Here is a 26,200-nt window from a genome sequence, read left to right on the forward strand (position 1 = left end):
CATGGTCAGCGCCGTTTTCCATTCACCGACCGGGGGCAAAACGGCCCCTGTGAAGCTGGTGCCTCCGACCCCTGCAGAGGTCGCCGCCGCCGCCGCTGCAGCCGCCGCGCAAATGCAAAGCGCCCGCCAATGGCACAACTTCTGGATGGCGGTCTTGCCGCCGTTGATGGGCCTGGGCCTTTTGATCGGGCTGTGGGCGCTGGTGTCCATCACCACCAAAGGCAGCATCCCCAGCCCTTATGAGACGGGCGTGCAAGCCATCGAGATCTTCAGCGACCCGTTTTACCGCAAGGGCCCCAATGACCAAGGCGTGGGCTGGAACGTGCTGATGTCTCTCGAACGCGTGGCCGTGGGCTTTGGCCTGGCGGCTCTCGTCGGCATCCCAGCGGGTTTTGTAATAGGTCGCTTCACCTTCCTCTCGCGCATGTTCAACCCGCTCATCAGCTTGCTGCGTCCGGTCTCGCCACTGGCTTGGCTGCCCATCGGTTTGCTGGTGTTCAAAGGGGCCAACCCAGCCGCCATCTGGACGATTTTCATCTGCTCCATCTGGCCCATGATCATCAACACCGCTGTGGGTGTGCAGCGCGTGCCGCAGGACTACCTGAACGTGGCCCGGGTGCTAAACCTGTCCGAATGGAAGATCGCCACCACCATCTTGTTCCCCGCGGTGTTGCCTTACATGCTGACCGGTGTGCGCCTGGCCGTGGGCACAGCGTGGCTCGTGATCGTGGCGGCCGAGATGCTGACAGGTGGCGTGGGCATTGGCTTTTGGGTCTGGGACGAATGGAACAACCTGAACGTTAAGAACATCATCATCGCGATTTTTGTGATCGGCGGCGTGGGCTTGATCCTGGAATACGCCCTGATCCGCATCGCCACGGCCTTCACTTTTGAGGATGTCAAATCATGAACAGCGACAGCAAGTACATCCAAATTCAAAGCGTGGAACAGACTTTCAAAACCAACAAGGGTTTGTTTCCGGCGCTGCGTGACATCCACCTGGACATCGCCAAAGGCGAGTTCGTGGCCTTGATCGGACACTCCGGTTGCGGCAAGTCCACCTTGCTCAACCTGATCGCCGGACTGACCACACCCACGGCTGGGGTGCTGCTGTGCGCCAACCGCGAGATTGCAGGCCCTGGCCCCGAGCGTGCGGTGGTGTTCCAAAACCACTCACTGCTGCCCTGGCTCACCTGCTTTGACAACGTGCACCTGGGCATCGAGCGGGTGTTTGGCAAGGCCGAAAGCAAGGCCCAGTTGCGAGCCCGCACCGACGCGGCGCTGGCCATGGTGGGCCTGAGTCACGCCGCGCAAAAGCGCCCCGGTGAAATCTCGGGCGGCATGAAGCAACGCGTGGGCATTGCCCGTGCCCTGGCCATGGAGCCCAAAGTGCTGCTGATGGACGAACCCTTTGGCGCATTGGATGCACTCACCCGCGCCAAGCTGCAAGACGAGTTGCTCGAGATCGTGGCCCGCACACAAAGCACCGTGGTCATGGTCACGCACGATGTGGACGAGGCCGTGCTGCTGTCCGACAAGATCGTGATGATGACCAACGGCCCCGCTGCCACGATTGGCGAGGTGCTGAGCGTTGACTTGCCACGCCCGCGCCATCGCGTGGAACTGGCCGAAAGCGCCGAGTACCAGCGCTACCGCAAAGCGGTGATCGACTTCCTCTACACGCGCCAGGCGCATGTGGAAAAAACCGCTTAAGGGACTCGTTGCAGGAGCCCACCCCGTGGGCGATGGCTTGTGGTCAGCAAGACTCATCGCCCACGGGGTGGGCTCCTACAGATCACAAGCATCACTGAGCCTCATCTACATCAGGAGAAGACCATGGACATGCGTCCCCCATTCCAATCGAGTGCGAAAGAGAAAATGAAACTGGTCATGGTCGGCAACGGCATGGCCGGGGTTCGGGCCATCGAAGAGCTGCTCAAGCTCGCCCCCGACCTGTACGACATCACCGTGTTCGGCGCCGAGCCGCACCCCAACTACAACCGCATCTTGCTGTCGCCCGTGCTGGCCGGTGAGCAGACGCTGGACGAGATCGTGCTCAACGACTGGGCCTGGTACAAAGGCAACGGCATCACGCTGCACGCGGGCTGGAAGGTCACGGCGGTGGACCGCGTCCAACGCACCGTGAGCGCAGAAAACGCCACTGGCGAAACGCTGACCACGCCCTACGATCGCCTGGTGATCGCCACCGGCTCCAACCCCTTCATCTTGCCTTTGCCCGGCAAAGACTTGCAAGGCGTGCTGGCCTACCGCGACATCGCCGACACGCAGGCCATGATCGACGCCGCCACTCAATACCCACACGCAGTGGTCATCGGCGGTGGCCTGCTGGGACTGGAAGCGGCCAACGGCCTGATGAAACGGGGCATGCAAGTCACGGTGATCCACGCCTGCGAATGGCTGATGGAGCGCCAACTCGACAAGGTGGCCGCGCAGATGCTGCAAGCCTCTCTGGAAGCACGCGGCATGCAGTTCCGCATGAGCGCACAAACCGCCGGCTTGATCGGTGACGAGAACGGTCGTGTCAGCAAAGTGGAATTCAAGGACGGCACCCATGTGCTTGCCGATTTGGTGGTCATGGCCGTGGGCATCCGGCCCAACACGGCGCTGGCCGAAAGCATGGGCCTGCATGTGAACCGCGGCATCGTGGTGAGCGACACCCTGCAAACCGTGACCGACCCGCGCATCTGGGCGGTGGGCGAGTGTGCCGCGCACCGGGGCATTGCCTATGGCCTGGTGGCTCCGCTGTTCGAACAAGGCAAAGTGCTGGCCAACCACCTGGCCGAGTTCGGCATTGGCCGCTACACCGGGTCTCTGACCTCGACCAAACTCAAGGTCACCGGCATCGACTTGTTCAGCGCGGGCGACTTCATGGGTGGCCCCGACTGCGAAGAAATCGTCATGAGCGACCCGGCCGGTGGCGTCTACAAAAAGCTGGTGCTCAAGGACGACCAGCTGGTGGGTGCGTGCCTGTATGGCGACACGGTGGACGGCAGCTGGTATTTCAAGCTGCTGCGCGACGGCCGCAGTGTGGCCGACATCCGCGACAAGCTGATGTTTGGCGAATCCAACATCGGCGACGTGGGCCACCAGGGCCAGAGCAAAGCCGCAGCCATGGCCGACACCGACGAAGTGTGCGGCTGCAATGGCGTGACCAAGGGCGCGATCTGCAAGGCCATCAAAGACAAGGGGCTGTTCACGCTGGACGAAGTGCGCAAGCAAACCAAGGCCAGCGCCAGCTGCGGCTCGTGCACCGGGTTGGTTGAGCAGATTTTGATGTTCACCGCCGGGGGCGACTACTCGGCCACACCCAAGCTCAAGCCCATGTGCGGCTGCACCGAGCACGGCCACCAGGCGGTGCGAGACGCGGTGCGCGACAACAAACTGCTGACCGTGGGTGGCGTGTTCAAGTTCATGGGCTGGCGCACGCCCAACGGCTGCGCGAGCTGCCGCCCCGCCGTCAACTATTACCTGATCAGTACCTGGCCCAAAGAGGCGCAAGACGACCCGCAAAGCCGCTTCATCAACGAACGCAGCCATGCCAACATCCAGAAAGACGGCACCTACAGCGTGATCCCGCGCATGTGGGCGGGCGAGACCACCGCCGCCGAGCTGCGCCGCATCGCCGATGTGGTGGACAAATACCAAATCCCCACGGTGAAGGTCACGGGCGGTCAGCGCATCGACTTGCTGGGTGTGAAAAAAGAAGACCTGGTGGGTGTGTGGAAAGACATCGGTATGCCTTGCGGCCACGCCTACGCCAAAGCGCTACGCACAGTGAAGACCTGCGTGGGCAGCGAGTGGTGCCGCATGGGCACACAAGACAGCACGCAAATGGGCAAAGACCTCGAAAAAGCCATGTGGCGCATGTACGCACCGCACAAGGTCAAGTTTGCCGTGTCCGGCTGCCCGCGCAACTGCGCCGAAGCCGGCATCAAAGACGTGGGCATCATCGGTGTGGACTCAGGCTGGGAGATGTATGTCGGCGGCAACGGTGGCATCAAAACCGAGGTGGCACACTTTTTCACCAAGCTCAAGACCGCCGAAGAGGTGCTGGAGCACACGGGCGCCTTCATGCAGCTGTACCGCCAAGAAGGCTGGTACTTGGAGCGCACGGTGCACTACATCAACCGGGTGGGTCTGGACTACGTGAAGAAAAAGATCCTGGACGACGCCGTTTTGCGCCAAGCACTGTGGGCCAAGCTGCAAGCCGCGCTCGACGGCGAACCCGACCCGTGGTTTGAACTGCAAGAAGCCAAAGTGGACACCCGCCAGTTCGAGCCCCTGACCACCGCCTGACCTCTGTTGTAGGAGCCCCCCCGTGGGCGATTGCACGCACACCACCAAGCCACGCCATCGCCCACAGGGGTGGGCTCCTACAAATGCCAAGCAAGGATTGAAATGGACACCCACACATTCAAGCTCACCGCCCCCAGAACTCTTTTGTGGGAGCCCACCCCGTGGGCGATTGCACGCACACCACCAAGGCACACCATCGCCCACAGGGGTGGGCTCCTACAAATGCCAAGCAAGGATTGAAATGGACACCCACACATTCAAGCTCACCGCCGCCAGAACTCTTTTGTGGGAGCCCACCCCGTGGGCGATTGCACGCACACCACCAAGGCACGCCATCGCCCACAGGCTGGGCTCCCACAAATGCTAACCAAGGATTGAAAATGACCGCATGGAAAGAAATCTGCCGGGTGGAGGACATCCCGGTGCTGGGCTCGCGCCGCGTGGCGCGTGACCAGGGGCTCGACGTGGCCGTGTTCCGCAACGACGCTGACGAAGTGTTTGCCCTGCTCGACCGCTGCCCGCACAAGGGCGGCCCCTTGTCGCAAGGCATTGTGTTTGGCACCAGTGTGGCCTGCCCGCTGCACAACTGGACGATCGGCCTGTGCGACGGCCAGGCGCAAGCACCCGACGAGGGCTGCACACCGCGCTTTGAAGTCAAGGTGGAAGCAGGTGTGGTGTTTTTGAACGCCGACGAATTGGTCGGCCATGCCACGGACCTGACACGGCCTGTTGCGGGACCCGTTTCACGAAAAATCACCACCAGCCCGTAGGTCGGCTGCTGTAGGTCGGTGGCTTCAGCTCCGACATGACCGGTTCAGCGAAGGCGCTTGTCGGGGCTGAAGCCGCTGACCTACAAAACTCCAAATTCACCTGGTCCCATTGCCCATGATCCCCATCCTGCAAGAAACCCCATCCACTTGCCCCTATTGCGGCGTGGGCTGTGGCGTGATCATCGAGTCACTCGGCGCTCAAATCACCGGTGTGCGCGGTGACCCGGATCACCCGGCCAACTTCGGCCGTTTGTGCACCAAAGGCCAGTCGCTGCACCTGACGGCCGCACCGCAGGTCACGGCGCAAACCCGTTTGCTCACCCCCCAGTGGCGGCCCGTGCGGGGCCAGACAACGCAAGCCCTGGACTGGGACGCCGCCATGGACATGGCCAGCCAACGCCTGGCCGCCATCGTGCACAACCACGGCCCTGACGCTTTGGGCTTTTACATCTCGGGCCAGCTGCTCACCGAGGACTATTACGTCTTCAACAAACTGGCCAAGGGTTTGCTGGGCACCAACAACATCGACAGCAACTCGCGCCTGTGCATGAGCAGCGCCGTGGCAGGCTACAAGATGACCTTGGGGGCCGACGCCCCGCCCGCTTGCTACGAGGACATCGCGCACGCGCAGTGCCTGTTCATCGCGGGCAGCAACGCGGCTTGGGCGCACCCGATTTTGTTTCGCCGCATCGAAGACGCCAAACGCGCCAACCCGGCGCTCAAGATGGTGGTGGTCGATCCGCGCCGTACCGACACCGCCGACATGGCCGATTTGCACCTGGCCATCCAGCCCGGCACCGATGTGATGCTGTTCCACGGCCTGCTGCACATCATGCTGGCCCAAGGCTGGACGCAAGCCACCTACATCGCCGCCCACACCCAAGGTTTTGAAGCCCTGCAAGTGCTGGTGGCCGACCACACGCCACAGCATGTGGCGCAGATTTGCGGCGTGCCCGAAGCCGATCTTTACACTGCTGCCCGCTGGTTTGCGGGTGTGCAAGACGATCGCATCATGGGGGCAAGCGCTGACCGCACCCCCACCCTCAGCCTGTATTGCCAGGGTTTGAACCAGTCGAGCAACGGCACCGCCAAAAACGCGGCGCTCATCAACCTGCACCTGGCCACACAGCAAATCGGCCGCCCCGGTGCAGGCCCCCTGTCGCTCACTGGCCAGCCCAACGCCATGGGCGGGCGCGAAGTGGGTGGCATGGCCAACCTGATGTCGGCCCACCGCGACCTGGCCAACCCGCAGCACCGCGCCGAAGTGGCCGCGCTTTGGGGTGTGACCGACGTGCCCGCCAAGCCCGGCCTCACGGCCGTGGAGATGTTCGAAGCTGCGGCCGACGGGCAAATCAAAGCCCTGTGGATCGCTTGCACCAACCCCGCGCAGTCCATGCCCGACCAGACCACCGTGCGCCGCGCACTGCAACGCGCCGAATTCGTGGTGGTGCAAGAGGCCTTTGCCACGGCTGCGACATGCGACTACGCCGACCTGCTCTTGCCCGCCACCACCTGGGGCGAAAAAGAAGGCACAGTGACCAACAGCGAGCGGCGCATCAGCCGGGTGCGTGCCGCCGTCGCAGCGCCTGGGCAAGCCCGTGCCGATTGGACCATTGCAGCAAACTTGGGCCAACGCTTGGCGGCGTTGCTGGGCCGTCCGCAAGACGCCCGTCTGATGCACTACCCCACGCCCGAGTCGGTCTGGAACGAGCACCGCGAAAGCACCCGGGGGCGCGACCTGGACATCACGGGCCTCAGCTATGCCCAACTGGAAACCGCTGGCCCCGCCCAATGGCCGCTGCCCGAAGGGGCCAGCACCGGGCAAGACCGCTTGTATGCCGATGGGCGATTCCCCACGCCGGACAGCCGCGCCCGTTTTGCTGCCGTGAGCTGGCAGCCCGTGGCCGAAGAGCGCGTGTCGCAGTTCCCGTTTTCGCTGACCACCGGCCGCCTGCGCGACCAGTGGCACGGCATGACCCGCACCGGCACCGCAGGCCGCTTGTTTGCCCACAGCCCCGAGCCTTGCGTGCAAATGAACCCGCAAGACGCCCAGCGCCTGGGCCTGCAAGACAGTGATCTGGTGTTGGTGCGCAGCAAGCGCGGCAGCCTGGTGCTGCCAGTCCAAGCCAGCGCGCAAGTGGCGGCTTCGCAAGCCTTCATCGCCATGCACTGGGGCCCTGAAATCCTCAGTGGGCGCGATGCCCAAGGCGAAGCGGGTCTGGGCGTGAATGTGCTCACCACATCGAGCTATTGCGCCACCTCCAAACAACCCGAGCTGAAACACGCGGCGGTGCAAATCACCCGCGCCGCACTGTCCGCCGATGCCACTTGGCAAGTGACAGCCATGGCCTGGCTGCCCAGCGACACCGTCTGGACGGTGCGCCAGCAATTGCAAAAGCTGCTGCCGCAATTCGATTTTGCTTACCTGGTGCCCTTCACCGATGCCCACGCCGCCCTGAGCGACCAGACACCGCGCACCGGTTTGCTCCTGCGTGCGGCCTGCAGGCAGCCTGCCCATGCCACGCTGCTGCACACCGTGGCCGAGGCACTGGGCCTGAACCACCCCGCCACCCTGCACTACCAAGACGCGGTGCGCATGCAACGCCGCTCCGTGCATCTGAGCACGCCCGACACCCAAGGCCTGCGCAGCCTGCAAGGCTTTCTGGTGGCAGGCGACAGCCGCTCAGGTCGCTGGCTCAAGACCTTGTTGCAAGACGCCACGCCGCTCCAATGGCCCGCCCGACAGTGGCTGATGTCGTCCGACGCCCCCCCCGAAGGCGCAACGCCGGTCAGCCGCCAAGTTTGCAGCTGCCTCAACGTGCGCGAAAACGCCATTGCCGCGTGCCTGCAAAACCAAACTGGCAGTGAAGACCAACGCTTGACCCTGCTGCAAAGCCAGCTGCGCTGCGGCACCCAATGCGGCTCCTGCGTGCCCGAGTTGCGCCAAATCATCCGACTCGTGCCTCAGCCCACATGAAGTGCGCATACCCATATAACCAACAGTTATCTGACTTCCTTCACAATTCATCTCATGGGTATCAGCCACTACATCAAGGACATCGGACGCGGCAAAGACGGCGCACGCGCACTCGGTCGCGAGCAAGCCGCCGACCTGATGGGTCAAATCCTTGACCAACAGGTGAGTGACCTGGAGTTGGGCGCTTTTTGCATCGCCATGCGCATCAAGGGCGAAACGCCCGAAGAGATGGCCGGTTTTCTGGACGCCACGCACGCTCGGTTGAACAAAGTTCATACGGGACAAGCACCCACCGTGGTGCTGCCCAGCTACAACGGGGCACGCAAGCTGCCGGTGCTCACGCCCTTATTGGCCCTGTTGCTGGCGCGCGAAGGCATGGCCGTGGTGGTGCACGGCAGCACCACCGAAGACAAACGCGTGAGCAGCCAAGCAGTGCTGGCCGAGTTGGGCATTGGCGCATGTGGTCCCTCAGCCCAAGTGCACACAGGTGAAGTGGTGTTCGCGCCCACCGGTGTACTGAACGCCGGGCTGGAGCGACTGCTGGCTGTGCGCCGCGTGGTTGGCCTGCGCAACCCTGGCCACAGCCTGGTCAAACTCATGAATCCCAGTGATTCAGAAAATGCGCTGGTGGTGGGCAGCTACACCCACCCCGAATACCTGCAGTCCATGTCGAACACCTTCGCATTGACTGGTCAACACGCCCTGCTGCTGCGCGGCACCGAAGGTGAGCCTGTGGCCGATGCACGGCGCACACCCGCCATGGATGTTTTCAAACAAGGCCAAACCCTGCGCGTGCAGGAACAGCAAGAAGGCTCGCTTGCCAAAATGCCCGAGCTGCCCAGCATTGAAGCTGCAGCCACAGCGGTCTACATCGAACACGTTTTGCAAAACCTGCTGCCGGTGCCTGCGCCGATTGCGCGGCAAGTTCAACACATCCTCCATGAGATGAAAGCATGAACACACCCCTTCACGGCCGCTGCACCTTGGTCGGTGCAGGCCCGGGCGATCCGGAGCTGCTGACCCTCAAAGCCGTCAAAGCCATTGCCAGCGCCACGCTCGTCCTGGTGGACGATCTGGTCAACGACGCCGTGCTCGAACACGCCTCGCCCACCGCCCGCATTGTGCATGTGGGCAAGCGCGGCGGCTGCAAGAGCACGCCGCAGACCTTCATCGACAAGCTGATGATCACGGCCGTGCAGGAAGGCGAGCATGTGGTGCGCCTCAAGGGCGGCGACCCGTTCATCTTTGGCCGGGGCGGCGAAGAGGTGGCGCATTTGCGCGCTGCGGGCATCGATGTGGAGGTGGTCAATGGCATCACTTCAGGCCTGGCCGGCATGAGCAGCTTGGGCGCACCGCTGACCCACCGGGAACACGCGCATGGCGTGGTGTTTGTGACGGGCCATGCCAAACCCGGCGACAGCGGCACCGACTGGGTGCAGTTGGCCATCACGGCCCACCAGGCCAAGCTGACGCTCGTGATCTACATGGGCGTGAGCAGCCTAGACCACATCAGCCAAGGCTTGCTGAAAGGCCTGCCTGCGCAGACCCCTGTGGCCGTGGTGCAGCATGCCAGCTTGCCCACACAGCGCCAGGCACTGACCACACTGGGTGAACTGGTGGCCACCGTTCAACACGAAGGCTTGCAAAGTCCCAGCATCATCGTGGTGGGCGATGTGGTGCAAGGGGCGCGGGCGTGGGCTGGACAGCCAAACGTCCCACAAAAAGTGGCCTGATTTCAGCCCCAGCTGCGCGTGAGCAGCTCATCGAGGGCATCGGCGATCACCTGCCCCTGATCGGCCAGATTGCCCACACACGGGCCCAACTGGTCGTTGCGCACAGACACTGTGTCCAGCGGGTGCAAGACCAGCGTTTGCCCCTTGATTTTGAACACCGGGTTCATGCGCGTGCCAGCCACTTTGGCCCCGGCCGGCAAGGCCGAGCGCAGCACGAGTGGCACCACGACCCGGCGGCGATAACCATCAAACAGCGAAGACTGCACCAACACCACCATGGGCACGGTGGCCCGCATGAGGCCAGGGTTCAGATGAACGTCGTATTGGGGCATCACACCATCCACTTCAAAGCGTGGAATGGTCGTCGGCGTAAGAGCCCGCCACATCGTGCAAGGCATTCCAGTCGGCCACGGTCCGCTGCGCCTGTTCACGGTGTTGCTGGCGCGACTGACGTTCAGAGACCACATACGCCTGCAGCATTTCTTCGACCTTGGCCGAGAGGTTGCCGCAATAAGCGCGGGACTCTTTCACCAGCGCTTCGCTGAGCGAGAGGTTGACCGGTTTTTTGGCGATGGATTCGAAAGTTGACATGGCACGCACCCCCTTTGGGCATATTTTATGCGCATTGCATGCGCATGACTATTTTGCAAGCCAGCTACACTCTCCAGCATGAACAAATGGGATGCTGTGATCGTGGGTGCCGGGGCTGCCGGCTTGTTTTGTGCCGGTGTGGCCGGTCAGCGCGGCCTGAAGGTGCTGGTGATCGACCACAGCGACAAGGTCGCTGAAAAGGTGCGCATCTCGGGTGGCGGGCGCTGCAACTTCACCAACCGGCTGCTCGACGCATCGGCACCGCAAAAACACTTCATCAGCCAAAACCCGCATTTCTGCCGCTCGGCCCTGTCGCGCTACACGCCACAGGATTTCATCGATCTGGTGCAAAAGCACGGCATCGCCTTCCATGAAAAGCACAAGGGTCAGCTGTTTTGCGACCACTCGGCCGATGACATCATCGGCATGCTGCTGGCCGAGTGCGATGCCGGTGGCGTGACACTGCGCGCAGGCTGCAACGTGAAAACCGTGCGCCCCCTGGAGGGTGGGGGTTATGAACTCGACACGCCCCAAGGCTTGCTCCAGACGGGTTCACTGGTGGTGGCCACTGGCGGGCTGTCCATTCCCAAGATCGGGGCCACCGGATGGGGCTACGAGGTGGCCACGCAGTTTGGTCTGCGCTTGGTCGAGCGCCGCCCGGGTCTCGTGCCTCTGACCTTTGACGGCAGCACTTGGGCGCCTTATGCCCAACTGGCGGGGCTGGCCTTGCCAGTGGGCATTGAAACCGGCGAGAAGAAAAACCGCATGCATTTTGACGAGGATTTGCTGTTCACCCACCGTGGCCTGTCGGGTCCGGCGGTGCTGCAAATTTCAAGCTACTGGCAAGACGGCACACCGATCCGCCTGAACCTGGCCCCGGAGTTGAACTTGCCAGAGCGATTGCAAGAAGCCAAGCTGCGCTCCAAAAAACTTCTGGGCAATGAACTGGCCAGCCTGGTGCCCAGCCGCCTGGCCGAGGCCTGGGTCAGCCAGGACGCAGCTTTGCAACGCCCATGTTCTGAAGTCCCCGACAAGGCGCTGAACAAATTGGCCGAGGCGCTGTCCAGCTGGGGTTTGACGCCCACGGGCAGCGAGGGCTACAAAAAAGCCGAGGTCACCCTGGGCGGGGTGGACACCCGCGATGTCTCTTCACAGACCATGGAATCCAAACAGCCCGGGCTGTATTTCATTGGCGAAGTGATGGACGTGAGCGGCTGGCTGGGCGGCTACAACTTCCAATGGGCCTGGGCCAGCGCACACGCCTGCGCGCAAGCCTTGAACACCCACCACTGAGCCCACGCCTTCAAGCCATGAACGGCTTACCCGGCGCTGGCTTGACGTGCTCTGCGTCTTCTGCAGCCAGTGGTACACCCTCTTTGCGAAAACGCATGCCAATGTCAAACAACAAGTCGGACACCAAGCCCTTCTGACCGTTTTGCAAGTCGTTGATCCAGAAGCTGATTTCCAGCAAAACTTCGCTGGCGGAAATCGAACTGATCAACACATTGGCAGAGGGGGTGATCAGCACCCGAGGAAATGTCTGAAGCGACGCCAAAATCAAAGTTCGCGCTCGGGGGTAGTCGGCCATGTCGGCGATTCTCAAAGGGAACGAGACACGAAAATCGTCGTTGCTCAAAGTGTGGTTTTGCAATACGCCTTTGATCACGCTGCTGTTGGGGATCAGGCTTTCGGTGCCCACCGAGTCCCGCACCACCACGGCCCGGCTGCTCAGTTGCACCACGCGTCCGGTGATTTGATTGATGGTCACATGGTCACCCACTTTCAATGCGCGTTCCAGCAAGACATACAGGCCGCTCACAAAATTGACCACAAACTCCTGCAAGCCAAAACCCAGGCCAATGCCCATGGCCCCGGCAAAAGCGGCCAGTGTTGTCAAGTCGACCCCTGAGCTGACCAACACACCCACCAGCGTGAAAGCAAAAATGCCCATGCTGAACAAGCGGGTCAGGATCAAGGCATCGTTGGACTGGATCGTTTCGCGATGCGCATAGCGGCTGAGCAGTTGCCCGACAAGGTCGGCAATTTGTCCGGCCACCGTCAAGGCCACCACCCCCATGAGCAAGCCCTTGACGATATTGGCGCCCTTGAAAACTTGCGCGCCAATGGCAAATTCGATCGCATTGACCTCTTCGATCAGCGGCTCAAACAGGCCAAAAAACGTCAACACCGAAACGAGAACGACCGACCACTCCATCAGGAACAGAAAAATCCGCAAGACCTCGTGCGGGTGCAAGACGTGCCGGAAAAACCAGCCCGCAGCGCGCACGGTCAGCACCCACAAAGTCAAAGACAGCACCTTGCCCAGCACCATCAACTCATAGGGGATCAGCCCCAGCACTCGCCCCAATCCAAAGCAGGCGGCCATGCACAGAACCGCCACCAGGGCTGGCCCCATCGTCTGCACGCCAGCGTGCAAAAGCCTCATCCAAGGGCCTTGCGCGGGCAAGCGCTTCATGAGCGCCCAACGCATCGCGTAACCCAATGCAATGCTCAGCAAACACAGGGCACATTGAAAAGCGAAGGGTCCGGGCTTCAGCGACAAGTAGGCGTGGTAGGCCATGGATTGGTAGAAACCATCTCCACTCATGACGACCTCGTCAATGCGCATAAAGTTCATGCTCATGCGTCAACTCCTGCCTCAGTAACTGAAACGCCGACCCAATTGCACAAAGACGTTGTAAACGCCGCCCGTGCCTCTGGCCGTGCCCAGGTAGATGTCACCGATCTTGCTGTCCACCGCCACAAACAAGGTACCGCTGTACAACTTTTTCATGGCCGTCCCTGAAGACCACGCATCCCCGGTTTCAAGCACCGTGCCCACGTAAGTTCTCTGGTTGAACAAACCGCCATCGGTCATGCGGTACATGTAGGTGCCTTGCACATGCGCCAATTGATCACCCACCAATTGCCCCATTCGGTATGCCCCCATCGATTGGAAACCGCCCAAGTACAACTGGCTGGGTGCCCTGCAAGTGTCGCAATCCAAGCTCACACGGTCTTGCGCCAAGTTGAGTCCGACATTGAAAATGTGCGGCCCCAAGGAACTGGCCCACTTCGCGCTCAAACGCGCGCCCGAATAGCCCGCACCCGAAATGCCTTTTTCAAAGCTGGTGTTCAGAAAATAGCCCCGAGTGGGGAAGGTCAATGAGTCCAGCTGGTCGATCTGCAACTGCGCCTTCAAACCGTTGTAGTGCAAGGTGTCCGTGCTGCCGGTCGTGGCCGCCAACTCGGTGGTGGTGTCCAACTCCCGCCGAATGCTGCTGGACGTCAAGCCAAACTTGAAATTCGCCTTGCGCTCAAAGTCGTAGACCAGCTTGGCATCCCAGCTTTGCGTGGTCTGGCTGTAATAAGCCAGTTTGATGTTGCTGTGGTCATCCTCGTAATACGATGAGCGGTACAGCGGCAAATTGTTCCGCTCCCAGGAAACGCCGGTTTCTGCACTCCATCGCCCGTTCAGGGGCTGGTACAAACGGGCGGCCAATTCAGACTGCGTCCCCAACCGGGCATCAAGCGAAAACTCCAGACCCTCAGGTGTCAGCCATGGACGACGGTAGCCAAACCCTGTGGTGAATTGGGTCATGCCGCCCACCTCGGAGGAAAAGCCCAAAGTTGTTTTGAGGAAATGCGGGCTGTAGGGTTTTTCGCGCACATGGACGATCAATTTGTATTGATGGCCCTGTTGTTGCTGCAAGCTGTAGCTGACCAGATCAAAAAAGCCACTGGTGTACAGCTCATCGATGTAGCGTTCTGTTTCGGCTGGGGTGAACTCTTGATTCACCAAGGGCGCCATGACCGATTGGATGTAGCTGGCAGACACATCTTTTTGCCCCTGCGCCTCGATCGCCACGATGTGTTTTTCGCGTTGATCAAATGACAAGCGGTTCGATCCAGCAGAGCCTTGGGCTTGCGTTGTGGCCGCTTGCAAGACGGCCCAACGATCCGCCACACTGGCAACGGCAGCTTGCCCACGCTGCGCAATTTCCGCAGCGCGGTTGAAGTCGGCAAAACCAACGTCTGACAACTGCGGTTTGACCAAAATGTCCTGCGGCCGCAACAAAGCCAAGTTGCGTTTCTCGTTTTGACGGATCAGGATGTCCACCATGCGGTTGGCCACCGCCAGGGCATGGTTGGCTTGCGCAGTTTTCCCGTCTTCGGTTCCACCCGCCAAAAAAGAGGCCACGATGACATCTGCGCCCTCTTGCAAAGCCACCTCGATCGGCAAGTTGGCCACCAGACCACCATCCACATAGGTTTCATCGTCGATCTCGACGGGCGCGAAAACCGCAGGTGCCGCCATGCTGGCTCGGATGGCCAAGTGCAGCGCCCCGTGGTCAAAAACTTTCATCTCGCCATCGCGGTAACGGGTCGCCACGGCCCTGAATGGGATTTTCAAATCATTGAAATTGACCTGCGGCGGGACATGCGCCGTCAAATTTTGCAAGAGCGCCAAAAACCGCTGTCCGTCGCTGACGCCCCGCGCAAAACTGGGCACACCGTTCTTGATGCCGAACTCCAAGTCCACCGGGTATTTTTGCTGGTAGGCGCGCGTTCGCGAAGGCAACTCCAGGCGGTTGAGCTGATCGAGTGCCACTTTCGAAGGATCCAGCCCGCCGACCACGCGCTCGATTTCATCGGTGGACAGGCCACTGGCGTACAGCCCCCCGATGACCGCGCCCATGCTGGTGCCCACAATGCGCGCAATGGGGATGCGGTCTTGCTCCAGTTTGCGCAACACGGCCAGATGGGCAAAGCCCTTGGCACCACCACCGGCCAAGACCACAACCACCGAGGGTGGCTTGGCGGCCTGCGTCGCTTGGCCGTGGGCAAGACAGGATATCAAGCCCAAGGACAGGGCCAAAATCAGCTTTTGAAAGAACATAGGGAGTGCTTGGTCACAAATAAATTGATTATTTTTAATTCATTTTATTAATTTTTCCAAATTGCACCTGTGTACGCGAGAGGTAAATTGCATTCTTTCGTAACAAGCTGGATGCGAAGCTGACCAAAGTGGGGGAAGCGTCCTTTGCGTAGCGCTATAATCCGAGGCTTTGCTGGCAAACCCCCGTCTGCCAAATACTAGTTCGTGACGGGGAACCGCTGGTATCGGGTGACAAGGCGCGATCTTCCTTGCAACAGCGACCGGCACACATTTTGGAAATTTGATTCAATGACCACCATCCGCGTGAAAGAAAACGAGCCGTTTGACGTCGCACTGCGTCGCTTCAAGCGCACCATCGAAAAACTCGGCCTGCTGACAGACCTGCGTGCCCGCGAGTTTTACGAAAAACCAACGACTGAGCGCAAGCGCAAAAAGTCGGCCGCTGTGAAGCGTCACTACAAGCGCGTGCGCAGCATGCAGCTGCCCAAGAAGCTGTACTGAGCACTTCTTTTGTTGACCCGTAAGGGTCTACAAACAAGCCCGCTGGAGGACGCTCAAGCGGGCTTTGTCGTTTATGCCTCCCCCCTTTTGACCACCCCAGGAGCCTCACATGAGCCTGAAAGAAAAGATCACCGAAGACATGAAAACCGCGATGCGCGCCAAGGACAGCGAACGCCTGGGCACCATCCGCTTGCTGCTGGCTGCGATGAAGCAAAAAGAGGTGGACGAACGTGTGGAGCTCGACGACGTGGCCGTGGTGGCCATCGTGGACAAGTTGATCAAGCAGCGCAAGGATTCCATTGCCGCTTTCGAACAGGCCGCGCGCCAGGATTTGGCCGACAAGGAAAAAGCCGAGATGGCGGTGTTGCTGGCTTACCTGCCCGCACGCATGTCGGCCGAAGAGGTCAGCGCTGCAGTGCAGGCCATCGTGACGGAATTGGGTGCCAAAGGCCCCGGCGATATGGGCAAGGTCATGGGTGCCGTGAAAACCCGCTTGGCAGGCAAGGCCGACATGGGCCAAGTGTCTGCGGCCGTGAAGGCTGCCTTGGCAGGCTGAGACCCAACACTCAGCCCCTCAGGCTGAGTGCACTGTCTTGGAGACAAGCGATGAAAACGCTTTGCTGCGTTTTCAGCCTCTCCTGCCTCAACCGAAAACAACACATTGGGCCCCTGAGCAGCTCTGCCGGGGCCGCCAAGGCTTTCACTTGCAAGGTGGCCTCGAACTGCTTGGCCTGCTGATGCGCAATGGCCCACAGCATCGGGGTCTGGCCGATCAGCCTGAGGGCCAGCAAAGACGAATCCGTTTGCACATCAGGCCCCCTGACTGCGCGATCGACAGTGCGGTGCACGGACAGCATTCGGTCAATTTTGGGCCGCAAAGGCGTGTTGGCCGGTGGCAGCACCCAGGCCTCTTGCGCCAAATCCGACCAGCTGGGTTTTTTCTTTTTGTGCAGACGGTGGCCTGAACCTGCCAGGATGGTGCTGTGCTCTTCGTACAGAGTGGTCACCTCCACCAGGTTCAAGTCCACCCGCAACTCGGCATGTGCCAGCATCAGGTCGATGCGCCCGTCCAGCAATTGTTCGTACAGCACCTCCAGTGGCTGCATTTGCGTGCTCAACAGCACATCGGGCAACATGTCGCGCGAACGCGCCATGGCACGCGCCAGCACCTCGGGCGAAAAAGAAGCCAGCACCCCCACGCGCATCTCGGCATGGACACCGGTCGAAAGGCCCAGCAAATTTTCCTCAGCCAGATCGATTTCAGCCAGGATCCGGTTGGCATGCTGAATCAGGCTCAGTCCGGCCAAGGTGGGGACCATGCGCTTGGTGGTGCGCTGAAACAAGCTCAGCTGCAGCTGCGCCTCCAGTTGCGACAAGGCCCGGGAGGCCGCAGGCTGAGTGGTGTGCAACAACTCGGCGCAGCGGCTGAGGTTGAGTTCACGTCCCAACACACTCACCAAACGCAGTTGCTTGAGCGTCAAGACCCTTTGCAGATTCAAAGTCATGAATGATCATATCCATTTCGGTATGAATAGCCCTGAATTTTTCATTTGTCCTGGCTTCTGAGGCTTTGAATAATGACCATCACGCCCGCTTGGGACGTGATCAAAACAAACTGACCTGGAGACACTTCACCATGCACACCCACCCAACTGCCCGTCGTTGGACCCATGGCCTGCTCGCCAGCTTGCTGCTGGTGCTGGGCACGAGCGCACTGGCGCAAAACTACCCGAGCAAGCCCATCCGCATGGTGGTGCCCTGGCCTGCAGGCACGCCCGCCGATGTGGCTGGTCGCATCGTCGCCGAAAAAATGGGCACCAGCCTGGGCCAGCCCATCGTGGTGGACAACAAACCCGGCGCTGCAGGCACGATCGGCATGACCGATGCGTTGAGACAGCCCGCCGATGGTTACACCTTGTACCTGCTGTCCTCGGCCTCGCTGGTGGCCCCACTGCTGTTTCCAACGCAAAGCATCCCCTTCAAAAATCTGGAAGCCGTCGGCCACATGGCCTGGAGCTACAACGTGCTGGTGACCCCGGTGACCAGCGCCCTCAAGGGGCCCGCCGACATTGTGCAAACGGCCAAGGCCAAGCCCGGTAGCTTGAGTTTTGCATCGGGCGGCAACGGCACCCCCGCACACTTGGCCGGCGAATTGTTCAAGCAACAAACCGGCACCGTCACCACCCATGTGCCCTACAACCAGTTCGGTCTGGCCATTGGCGACCTGATCGCTGACCGCACCAACTTCATGTTTTTGACAGCCTCTGCGGCCATCCCGCAAATCAACGGCGGCAAACTCAAACCCATGGCCGTCACAGGGGCCAAACGCCTGCCCGCCTTGAAAGACGTGCCGACCATGGCTGAACAAGGTTTCGGCGACTTCGTGCTGCGCTCCTTTGACGGGATGATGGTCAAGTCGGGCACCCCCAAAGAAGTGATCGATCGCCTGAACACCGAACTGAACAAAGCGCTGAACCAATCCGATGTGCGCGAACGCCTCGGTGCTCTGGCCTTGGAGCCCGAACCCATGAGCGGTGCCCAATTTGACAGCGTGATTGCTGCCGAAACAGAAAAATGGCAACGCATCGGGCGCGCAGCGCAAATCAAGGCCGATTGAATGCCTACCACCATGACCGAAACCGACATCGTCGTCGTCGGCGCAGGCTCAGCAGGCTGCACCCTCGCCGCCCGCCTGAGCGAGGACCCGAATTTGCAGGTCACGCTGATCGAAGCGGGCTCGCCGTCCAAATACCCCTGGCTGAACATCCCGATCGGCTACTTCAAAACCGTGGGCAACCCGGCCCACGATTGGCAGTTTGAAACCCAACCCGAAGCGGCCATGGCCGACCGTCGTCTGCCCTGGCCCCGAGGCAAAGGCCTGGGCGGCTCCAGCCTGATCAACGGCATGCTGTATTTGCGCGGTCACCAGCAGGACTATGACCGTTGGCAAGCCTTGGGCAACCCGGGCTGGGCTTGGGCCGATGTGCTGCCGTATTTCCGAAGGGCCATGGGCACACGGCAAGTGCAAGCCACGGATGGGCAAAACGGGCCTTTGTGGGTGTCCGACTTGCCCCATGACCCGCTGTCCGATGCATTCATCGCTGCGGCTGGCCAGTGCGGCATCGCGCCGATCGAAGACTTCAACGGCGGTGACAACACCGGCGCCGCTTACTTTCGCATGAACACCCGCCATGGGCAGCGCATGAGCACCGAGCGCGCCTACTTGCGCCGGGCCATGCACCGGCCAAACTTGAAGGTCATCAGCGGTGCACAAGTGACCCAGGTCTTGCTGCACGGCCAGCGGGCCCAAGGCGTGAGCTGGACCCGTGACGGCCAGACCCATCAACTGCATGCCCGGCATGAAGTGGTGCTGTGTGCAGGCGCCATCCAGTCGCCCCAACTGCTGCAACTGTCTGGCATCGGTCCCGCCGAACTGCTGAAACGACACCAGATTGCAAGCGCCATCGATTTACCGGGCGTGGGCGAGAACCTGCAAGATCATTTGCAGGTGCGCCCGTCTTTTCGCTGCCAAGGCGTCGAGACGCTCAACGATGTGGCCAACAGCCGGTGGCGCAGCGCCCGCGACTTTCTGCGTTACCAGCTCACCCGCACAGGACCGCTGGCCACCGGGGTGTACCGCGCCGGGGCTTTTTTATCGCTGGACAGCACGGCCAAGCCCGACTGGCCCAATGTGCAGATCCATTTTGGCCTGGTCAGTTTTGACCGCCCACACCAGCCCCCGCATCCTTTTCCGGGCATCACGCTGTCGGCCTGCATCCTGCGCCCTGAAAGCCGTGGGCGCATCCAGATTCGCAGCGCCGACCCCTTCAGCCCGCCAGACATCCAGGCCCGCTACCTGAGCGCCGAAAGCGATCAACGCCTGGCCGTGCAGATGGTGCGCAAGATGCGCGAGATCGCCAGTCAGGCACCGCTGCAACGCTACATCGTTCAAGAGCACGAGCCTGGAGCCCCCACCCAAAGCGATGCCGACATCCTGGACTGGGTACGCCGCCGCGCAGGCAGCATTTTTCACCCTGTGGGCACCTGTGCCATGGGCCCCGCCACCGACCCCATGGCGGTGGTCGATGCGCGGCTGCGGGTGCACGGTGTACAAGGCCTCAGGGTGGTGGACGGCTCGGTCATGCCGCGCATCGTGTCGGGCAACACCAACGCGCCCATCATCATGCTGGCCGAAAAAGCCGCCGACCTGATCCGCGAAGATTTGCGGGCTTAAGCACCGGGCGGGGATGCCTTCCATCGGGCACGGCTGCCCCCCTGCCTGCGCCCGGCCGCGCTTTCGGGCTTGTGCCTTTGCGCCACGGCCAAGGCCCGTGCTTGCATGGCGCTCAAACTGTGCGCCAAAGCCTGCCGCTCGGCCGACCCCAAGTCGTGCAACAGCTCGTGGTGCACTTGCACCACACGTGGAAAAATTTCGGCAAACAGCAAGCGGCCCGCTGGCGTGAGCAAGACCCTGGCCCGTCGACCATCACCCGGCACCGCCTGGCGCTCGACCAGCCCTTTGCTCATCAAGGCTCTGAGGGTTTTGGAGGCTTGGGAACGGTCCACGGTGGTGCGTGCCGCCAGGTCCGAGGGCGACATGGCGTTCAGCTCGGCCAGCATGGCCACAAACTGCCACTCTTCGCGGGTGATGCCGTATTCGTTTTCGCAGATGCGCGTGACCAGCGAACCGCTGATGCCCAAAAGCTCGGACAAGCGGAAATTGAGCAAATCGAAAATCGATTGCGGGTTTTCAAACTGGGGCAGTTGGCTTTGCGCGGCCAGCGATGCTTTGGGAAAACCCATGGTGGGTGCGGCCTGTGTACGGGAAAGACCTGAGGATAATGGATTTTTTCCATCACCTGCTTGCTGCCTATGCTTGGATGCATGAGCACAACGCCCCTCGAATCTTCCATTCATTCCCCCATCGACATCCGCAGCGCCAACGCGCAGCACATGTACCACCCCATGATCGACCCCAAGGCGGTGCAAGCTGCGCCGCCCTTGATCATTGACCGGGGCGAAGGCGTTCACGTTTATGACATCGACGGCAAACGTTACCTGGACACGGTGGCCTCTTTGTGGAACGTGAACGTCGGGCACAACCGGCCCGAGGTCATCAACGCCATCAAGGCGCAACTGGACAAGCTGGCTTATTACTCCACCTTTCAAAACACTTCCAACCCGCCCGCCATCGAGCTGTCGGCGCGGCTGATGCGCATGTTTGCGCCGGAGAAGATGAACAAGGTGTTCTTTTCTTCTGGCGGCTCGGACGCGGTGGAGACTGCGCTCAAACTGGCGCGCCAGTACTGGAAGCTCAATGGCCAACCCGAGCGCCACCAGTTCATCTCGCTCAAATGGGGCTACCACGGGGTGCATTTTGGCGGCGCGTCCATCAACGGCAACCCGATGTTCCGAAGCGCCTACGAGCCCCTGCTGCCCGGCTGCCACCTGGCCGAAACACCCTACACATACCGCAACCCCTGGAACGAAACCGACCCGGCCCAGCTGGCCCAACTGTGCCTGGCGCAGTTGGCCCAGCTGATAGAGCAAGTCGGACCGAACAACATCGCCGCCTTGGTGGCAGAACCGGTGCAAGGCGCGGGCGGCGTGATCGTGCCGCACGACAGCTACTGGCCGGGCCTGCGCCAACTGCTGGACCAGCATGGCATCTTGCTCATCAGCGACGAGATCGTGACCGGCTTTGGCCGCATCGGTGCCATGTGCGGCACCCGTGCCTGGGGCGTGGCCCCCGACATCATGGCCATGGCCAAGGGCATCAATTCGGGCTATGTGCCCCTGGGCGCCACGCTCATCAATGAACGTGTGGCCAGCGCCTGGAACCAGCCCGGCGTGCCCGCTGCGCTGATGCACGGCTACACCTACTCGGGACACGCGCTGGCCTGCGCTGCGGCCAACGCGAACCTGGACATCGTGGCCAGCGAAGACCTGCCTGGCAACGCCAGCCGCGTGGGGGCCTATATGCAAGACAAGCTGCAAGAGCTGATGCGCTACGCCCATGTGGGCGAAGTGCGCGGCAAAGGCATGATGGCCGCCATTGAACTGGTGACCGACAAGGCCAGCAAAGCCATGATGGTGCCGCCTTCGGCCTACATCCAAACGCTGGTGGGCACGGCCCGAGAAGCAGGAGCCATCATCCGCGTGCAAGGCAACCGGCTGATCCTGTCGCCACCCTTGGTCTTCACCCGTGAGAACGTGGACGAAGCGCTCAGGGTTTTACACATTGCCTTCGAGACTGCAGAAAAAGTTTAATCATTTCATTCACACACAAGACCGACAGGAGACCTTCATGACACACCGCATCCGCCTCATCGCTTTGGCCGCATGGGCCGTTACCGCCGCCCTGCCCGCCATCGCGCAAGACAAATGGCCCAGCAAGCCCATCGAGATCATCTACCCCTACCCTCCGGGCAACGACATGGACGTGGTGACCCGTTTGCTGGCCGAAGGCATGAGCAAGCGCTTGGGCGTGCCGGTGCAAGTGATCAACAAGCCCGGCGGTGGCGGTGTGGTGGGCTTTGCCGAGATGACCCGCGCCAAACCTGACGGTTACACCATCGGCACCTGGACGCCCGGCCCCGGCATCTCGCAAATCATTGCGGGCAACACCCCTTACAAAATGGCCGACTACCAATCGGTGGGCGGCATGCTGATCAACGACTTTGTGTTGGCTGCGCGTGGCGACATCCCGGCCACCAACCTCAAGGAATTTGCCGCCTGGGCCAAACAATCGGGCAAGCCGGTCACCATCGGCAGCTACGCCCCCGCTGCGGTGCCGGCCTTGATCGCGGCCAAGATCGCCAAGAAAGACGGCTGGGCCTACAAAGTGGTCGCCTTTCCCAACCCCAGCGCCAAGGAACTGGTGGCCGGTGATGCCGATGTGACCACCGCTGGCGCCGAAGGTGCGGTCTCGTATGCCAAGGCCGGTCAGATCAAGATCCTCTCGGCCTGGGGGCCTGCGCGCAACCCGGTCTTTCCCAACGTGGCCACGCCCGTCGAAGAAGGCTATGGCGAGATTTACTCTTGGGGCGGCATGGCTGCACCGGCTGGGGTGCCCAAAGACATCGTCAACAAACTGTCTGCTGTGATGATGGAAGCCCTGAAAGACAAACCCGTGCAAGACCAGTTCAAAAAAGCAGGCATACCGGCCCTGCCCATGAGCGCCGAGCAAATGAACAAACGGGTGGCCGATGACACCAAATGGATCGCCGAGCTGATGACCGAACTGGGTTTTGCCAAAAAGTGAAGACCGCCACTGCACCCTGGACATGGTCATGGGACAAGGGGCTGGTTTTGCTGCTGGCCTTGGCTGCAGCGGCTGCCATGCTGGCCACGCCCCAATTGATCACCCCCTTTCCTGCGCAGGCGGCCTGGTTTGAATCGGCCGCCTTTTTCCCGCGCGTGACCTTGGCCTTGGCCTGTCTGGCGGGTGGCATCGAGTTGTACCAGCGGCGCAGCGCCATCGAGGTGGCCGACTCCGATGAGCTGGACTCCAGCAGCGCCAGCATGCGCCAGGCCTTGGGCATGCTGGCCTTGTTTGGGCTTTACATGCTGGCGGTGCCCTGGATGGGCTATTTGTCGAGCACCTGGCTATTTTTAATGGCCAGCGGGGCTTGGCTGGGCCTGAGCCGACGTGCCACGCTGGTCCTGAGTGTGCTGCTCTCCGTGGCCATGTGGGTCATTTTTGTAAAAGTGCTGAAGGTCTACTTCGGCCATGGCTGGTTGATCTGAACATGGAATTTTTCGACAGCCTGAGCCAAGGCTTTGCCTCTTTGGGCACCTGGTCCATTGCCGCTTCTTTGCTGATCGGTGCCGCCTTGGGCATCGTGGTCGGTGTTTTGCCCGGTGTCGGGCCGGGCGTGACGATCGCGGTGCTGCTGCCCTTCACGTACGGCATGGCGCCGCTGGCAGGCATTTCGCTCTTGCTGGGGGTGTATTGCGGCGCTTTTTATGGGGGTGCGGTCACCTCCATCCTGATACGCACCCCCGGCGAAGCATCCTCCATCATGACCATGTTCGATGGTTACCCCATGGCCAAAAACGGCCAGGCACAGCGCGCACTGTCTTTGGCCTTCATGTCCGCCTTTGTGGGCGGCATCGCCAGCGCTTTGCTGCTGGGGCTGGCGGCCAGGCCCATGGCCAGTTTTGCAGCACGGTTTGGCGCACCGGAAAGCGTCATGGCCATTGTGCTGGCGGCCGTGTGTGTGGGCAAAGCCTACCGCAAGCAATTTGCCTGCGCCATGATGATGATGGGCTTGGGCTTCTTTTTGGCCACCGTGGGGATCGACCCCAACTCCAATGAACAACGCTACACCTTCGGCATCGACGGTGTGCTCAGCGGCATTCCGCTGGTGCCTGTGGCCGTGGGCTTGTTTGGCATGGCGCAAGCTTTGGTCATGGTCAGCTCACCGGTGCCGCAGTTTGATCCCTCGCTGATCCAGAACGCGGGCTTGTCCTGGCGCGGATTTCTGGAGCCCTTCAAATACCCCAAAGCCATGGCCAAGGGTTTGTTTCTGGGTTCTGCCATCGGCGTGCTACCGGCTGTGGGGGCCGCCTTGTCGACCTCGCTGGCGTACTTCTGGGCACAACGCGGGGCCAAAGACCGCACACCGTTTGGTCAAGGCAACCCCGAGGGCATTGTGGCGGCCGAATGCGCCAACAACTCCAACTCCGGCGGGGCCATGATCACCGTGCTCACCCTGGGCATTCCGGGCGATGCGATCACCGCCATCATCATGGGCGTGTTCGTGGTGCATGGCATCGTGCCCGGCCCATCGCTGTTCATGGACCGACCTGAAATCATCAATGGCGTCCTGGCCTCTTTGCTGGTGATCAATGTGGTGATCCTGGGCTTGCTGGTGATCACCGTCAAACCCCTGGCGCGCTTGGCCTACGTGAACCCACGCATTTTGGGACTGGCGATTTTGGCCCTGTGTTTTGTCGGTGCGTTTTCAGCGGCCAACAGCATGTATTACGTGATCATCGCGGCCGTCTTTGGCGTGCTGGGCCTGGTGTGCGCACGCGCCAACATCCCGACCATTCCCTTGATTTTGGGCATGGTCATGGGCGACACCCTCGAAGCCACACTGCGCCAAACCCTGGGCCGCAGCGATGGCTCATTCATGCCTTTCATCGAACGTCCGATTTCGGCCATTCTGGTCGCCACCACGGTGGTGCTGCTGGTGTGGCCGCTGGTGTCGGGCTTGTTTGCCAAACGCCTGCCCAACACATGAACGCCAAAGCACACACCACCGCCTACATCACCGACGAATTGTGCTTTTGGCACGACCCGGGCAACTACGCCCTGATGCTCAAGCCCGGTGGCTTTGTGGAGCCCTACAACCGCCACATCGAAAACGCCGACCCCAAGCGGCGGCTGCACAACTTGCTGCAAACGAGCGGTCTGATGTCGCAACTGCAGGTCATGCCTGCGCGCGATGCCCAGGTGCACGAACTGACCCGGCTGCACAGCGCCGAATACGTGAGCAAAGTGCAAAGCATTGCGCAGCAAGGAGGGGGCGACACCGGCATTGGCGCGCCGATCTCGTCCAACGGGTGGGATGCGGCCAGACGCTCTGCGGGTTGCGCCCTGAGCGCCGTCGATGCCGTGATGATGGGCCAGGCCCAGACAGCCTATGCCCTGACGCGCCCGCCTGGCCACCATGCCGAACCCACGCAGGGCATGGGCTTTTGCGTGTTCGCCAATGCCGCGCTGGCTGCAGCGCATGCCATTGAGGCGCACGGGCTGGAGCGCGTGGCCATCGTGGACTGGGATGTGCACTTTGGCAACGGCACCCAGAAATGCTTTGAACACCGCAGCGATGTGCTGACGATTTCGGTGCACCAACAAGCGGGCTACCTCTTTGTCAAAGGTGAGGCCGACGAACTGGGGCAAGGCGCGGGGGCGGGCTACAACATCAACGTCCCCCTGCCGCCGGGTTGTGGCTTTGGGGCTTACCGCGAGTCTTTCGAGAAAGTGATATTGCCCGCACTGGACGCCTACAAACCCCAGCTGATCATCGTGGCCTGCGGCTACGACGCCGGCCGCTTTGACCCGCTGGGCCGCATGATGCTGGACGGCGTGGCCTTTCGCTGGATGACCGATGCGGTGCTGTCCATGGCCCGAAAGCACGCGCAGGGCCGCATGGTCATGACGCACGAGGGCGGTTATTGCCCCGTGTCGGTGCCGTTTTGGGGCATGTCGGTGTTGGAACAGATGAGCGGCATCCAAACCGAGGTGGTCTGCCCCTTCACCGGGCAACACGACCAGATGCCCGCGCAGAAACTGCAAATCGAACAAGCCCGTCTGGTGCAGTCACTGGCGGGCTATTTTGAAGACATCCGCCAGAAACACTGGGCCTGAAACCTGCTGGCAAGCGCAGGGACAGGCTCA

At 61.3% G+C, this 26,200-nt stretch carries 23 protein-coding genes; 17 read left to right on the forward strand and 6 right to left on the reverse strand.

Going from position 1 to position 26,200, the window contains the following annotated elements:
• Window position 1: 1 nt before the first annotated feature.
• The 7 genes from ntrB to cobA all read left to right on the forward strand — a co-directional run bounded on the left by ntrB (window position 2) and on the right by cobA (window position 9,797).
• On the forward strand, window positions 2-910 hold the full coding sequence (gene ntrB / locus B9Z52_RS11115) for a nitrate ABC transporter permease (protein WP_108413926.1): 909 nt from the start codon (window positions 2-4) through the stop codon (window positions 908-910).
• A complete protein-coding gene (locus B9Z52_RS11120; RefSeq protein WP_108413927.1) occupies window positions 907-1,713 on the forward strand; it encodes an ABC transporter ATP-binding protein in 807 nt (268 codons plus the stop codon). Before ntrB ends, B9Z52_RS11120 begins: the two co-directional genes overlap by 4 nt.
• A 123-nt stretch (window positions 1,714-1,836) precedes the next feature.
• Window positions 1,837-4,317 (forward strand): nitrite reductase large subunit NirB, encoded by a 2,481-nt coding sequence (gene nirB, locus B9Z52_RS11125; protein ID WP_108413928.1) that lies wholly within the window; start codon window positions 1,837-1,839, stop codon window positions 4,315-4,317.
• A 380-nt stretch (window positions 4,318-4,697) separates the two neighbouring features.
• Window positions 4,698-5,087 carry a nitrite reductase small subunit NirD gene (gene nirD / locus B9Z52_RS11130; protein WP_108413929.1) on the forward strand — a complete coding sequence of 130 codons (390 nt, stop codon included), beginning with the start codon at window positions 4,698-4,700 and terminating at the stop codon, window positions 5,085-5,087.
• A 115-nt stretch (window positions 5,088-5,202) separates the two neighbouring features.
• The gene (locus B9Z52_RS11135) at window positions 5,203-8,064 is read left to right on the forward strand and encodes a nitrate reductase (protein WP_199222083.1); all 2,862 of its coding nucleotides are present in this window, start codon (window positions 5,203-5,205) and stop codon (window positions 8,062-8,064) included.
• Between the two features lie 54 nt (window positions 8,065-8,118).
• Window positions 8,119-9,021 (forward strand): DNA-binding protein YbiB, encoded by a 903-nt coding sequence (gene ybiB, locus B9Z52_RS11140; RefSeq protein ID WP_108413930.1) that lies wholly within the window; start codon window positions 8,119-8,121, stop codon window positions 9,019-9,021.
• Window positions 9,018-9,797, forward strand: coding sequence for a uroporphyrinogen-III C-methyltransferase (gene cobA, locus B9Z52_RS11145; RefSeq protein WP_108413931.1), 780 nt, complete (start codon window positions 9,018-9,020; stop codon window positions 9,795-9,797). Before ybiB ends, cobA begins: the two co-directional genes overlap by 4 nt.
• Window positions 9,798-9,799: 2 nt before the next feature.
• Here cobA and B9Z52_RS11150 read toward each other — a convergent pair whose 3' ends face one another.
• Both B9Z52_RS11150 and B9Z52_RS11155 read right to left on the reverse strand, forming a co-directional pair.
• On the reverse strand, window positions 9,800-10,129 hold the full coding sequence (locus B9Z52_RS11150; RefSeq protein ID WP_108414098.1) for a CcdB family protein: 330 nt from the start codon (window positions 10,127-10,129) through the stop codon (window positions 9,800-9,802).
• A gap of 13 nt (window positions 10,130-10,142) precedes the next feature.
• Entirely contained in the window at window positions 10,143-10,388 is a 246-nt protein-coding gene (locus B9Z52_RS11155; RefSeq protein WP_108413932.1) for a type II toxin-antitoxin system CcdA family antitoxin, read from the reverse strand.
• Between the two features lie 78 nt (window positions 10,389-10,466).
• Here B9Z52_RS11155 and B9Z52_RS11160 point away from each other — a divergent pair, with 78 nt between their 5' ends.
• Window positions 10,467-11,681, forward strand: coding sequence for an NAD(P)/FAD-dependent oxidoreductase (locus tag B9Z52_RS11160; RefSeq protein WP_108413933.1), 1,215 nt, complete (start codon window positions 10,467-10,469; stop codon window positions 11,679-11,681).
• A gap of 10 nt (window positions 11,682-11,691) precedes the next feature.
• Here B9Z52_RS11160 and B9Z52_RS11165 read toward each other — a convergent pair whose 3' ends face one another.
• Together B9Z52_RS11165 and B9Z52_RS11170 are read right to left on the reverse strand one after the other, a co-directional pair.
• On the reverse strand, window positions 11,692-13,032 hold the full coding sequence (locus B9Z52_RS11165) for a mechanosensitive ion channel family protein (protein WP_108413934.1): 1,341 nt from the start codon (window positions 13,030-13,032) through the stop codon (window positions 11,692-11,694).
• 15 nt (window positions 13,033-13,047) lie between these two features.
• On the reverse strand, window positions 13,048-15,288 hold the full coding sequence (locus tag B9Z52_RS11170) for a patatin-like phospholipase family protein (protein WP_108413935.1): 2,241 nt from the start codon (window positions 15,286-15,288) through the stop codon (window positions 13,048-13,050).
• A gap of 288 nt (window positions 15,289-15,576) precedes the next feature.
• Here B9Z52_RS11170 and rpsU point away from each other — a divergent pair, with 288 nt between their 5' ends.
• Window positions 15,577-15,789 carry a 30S ribosomal protein S21 gene (gene rpsU / locus B9Z52_RS11175; protein WP_092756237.1) on the forward strand — a complete coding sequence of 71 codons (213 nt, stop codon included), beginning with the start codon at window positions 15,577-15,579 and terminating at the stop codon, window positions 15,787-15,789.
• Window positions 15,790-15,898: 109 nt separating this feature from the next.
• Window positions 15,899-16,345: a GatB/YqeY domain-containing protein gene (locus B9Z52_RS11180; RefSeq protein WP_108413936.1), complete on the forward strand. Its 447-nt coding sequence runs from the start codon at window positions 15,899-15,901 to the stop codon at window positions 16,343-16,345.
• A gap of 10 nt (window positions 16,346-16,355) precedes the next feature.
• Here B9Z52_RS11180 and B9Z52_RS11185 read toward each other — a convergent pair whose 3' ends face one another.
• On the reverse strand, window positions 16,356-17,294 hold the full coding sequence (locus B9Z52_RS11185) for a LysR family transcriptional regulator (RefSeq protein WP_108413937.1): 939 nt from the start codon (window positions 17,292-17,294) through the stop codon (window positions 16,356-16,358).
• Window positions 17,295-17,425: 131 nt separating this feature from the next.
• On the opposite strand from B9Z52_RS11185, the gene B9Z52_RS11190 reads away from it, so the two are divergent.
• Both B9Z52_RS11190 and B9Z52_RS11195 read left to right on the forward strand, forming a co-directional pair.
• On the forward strand, window positions 17,426-18,406 hold the full coding sequence (locus tag B9Z52_RS11190; protein WP_146182841.1) for a tripartite tricarboxylate transporter substrate binding protein: 981 nt from the start codon (window positions 17,426-17,428) through the stop codon (window positions 18,404-18,406).
• A 12-nt stretch (window positions 18,407-18,418) separates the two neighbouring features.
• Window positions 18,419-20,023 (forward strand): GMC family oxidoreductase, encoded by a 1,605-nt coding sequence (locus B9Z52_RS11195; RefSeq protein ID WP_108414099.1) that lies wholly within the window; start codon window positions 18,419-18,421, stop codon window positions 20,021-20,023.
• On the opposite strand, the gene B9Z52_RS11200 is transcribed toward B9Z52_RS11195, so the two are convergent.
• Window positions 20,020-20,592: a MarR family winged helix-turn-helix transcriptional regulator gene (locus B9Z52_RS11200; RefSeq protein WP_158270548.1), complete on the reverse strand. Its 573-nt coding sequence runs from the start codon at window positions 20,590-20,592 to the stop codon at window positions 20,020-20,022. The two genes, B9Z52_RS11195 and B9Z52_RS11200, sit on opposite strands and share 4 nt — an antisense overlap.
• Before the next feature lie 81 nt (window positions 20,593-20,673).
• Here B9Z52_RS11200 and B9Z52_RS11205 point away from each other — a divergent pair, with 81 nt between their 5' ends.
• Genes B9Z52_RS11205 through B9Z52_RS11225 form a run of 5 tightly spaced genes read left to right on the forward strand, consistent with a single transcriptional unit; the run spans window position 20,674 to window position 26,170 of the window.
• Window positions 20,674-22,059, forward strand: a complete 1,386-nt coding sequence (locus tag B9Z52_RS11205) for an aminotransferase class III-fold pyridoxal phosphate-dependent enzyme (RefSeq protein ID WP_108413939.1) — start codon at window positions 20,674-20,676, stop codon at window positions 22,057-22,059.
• Window positions 22,060-22,096: 37 nt separating this feature from the next.
• Complete coding sequence (locus B9Z52_RS11210) at window positions 22,097-23,053, forward strand: tripartite tricarboxylate transporter substrate binding protein (RefSeq protein ID WP_108413940.1); 957 nt, start codon at window positions 22,097-22,099, stop codon at window positions 23,051-23,053.
• Window positions 23,050-23,538 (forward strand): tripartite tricarboxylate transporter TctB family protein, encoded by a 489-nt coding sequence (locus tag B9Z52_RS11215; RefSeq protein WP_158270549.1) that lies wholly within the window; start codon window positions 23,050-23,052, stop codon window positions 23,536-23,538. The genes B9Z52_RS11210 and B9Z52_RS11215 overlap by 4 nt, the downstream gene beginning before the upstream one ends.
• 2 nt (window positions 23,539-23,540) lie before the next feature.
• Window positions 23,541-25,040 (forward strand): tripartite tricarboxylate transporter permease, encoded by a 1,500-nt coding sequence (locus B9Z52_RS11220; protein WP_108413942.1) that lies wholly within the window; start codon window positions 23,541-23,543, stop codon window positions 25,038-25,040.
• Window positions 25,037-26,170 carry a class II histone deacetylase gene (locus B9Z52_RS11225; protein ID WP_108413943.1) on the forward strand — a complete coding sequence of 378 codons (1,134 nt, stop codon included), beginning with the start codon at window positions 25,037-25,039 and terminating at the stop codon, window positions 26,168-26,170. The genes B9Z52_RS11220 and B9Z52_RS11225 overlap by 4 nt, the downstream gene beginning before the upstream one ends.
• Window positions 26,171-26,200 lie beyond the last annotated feature (30 nt).

Origin of the sequence: Limnohabitans sp. Jir72 (assembly GCF_003063575.1) — a bacterium.
GTDB lineage: Bacteria > Pseudomonadota > Gammaproteobacteria > Burkholderiales > Burkholderiaceae_C > Limnohabitans_A.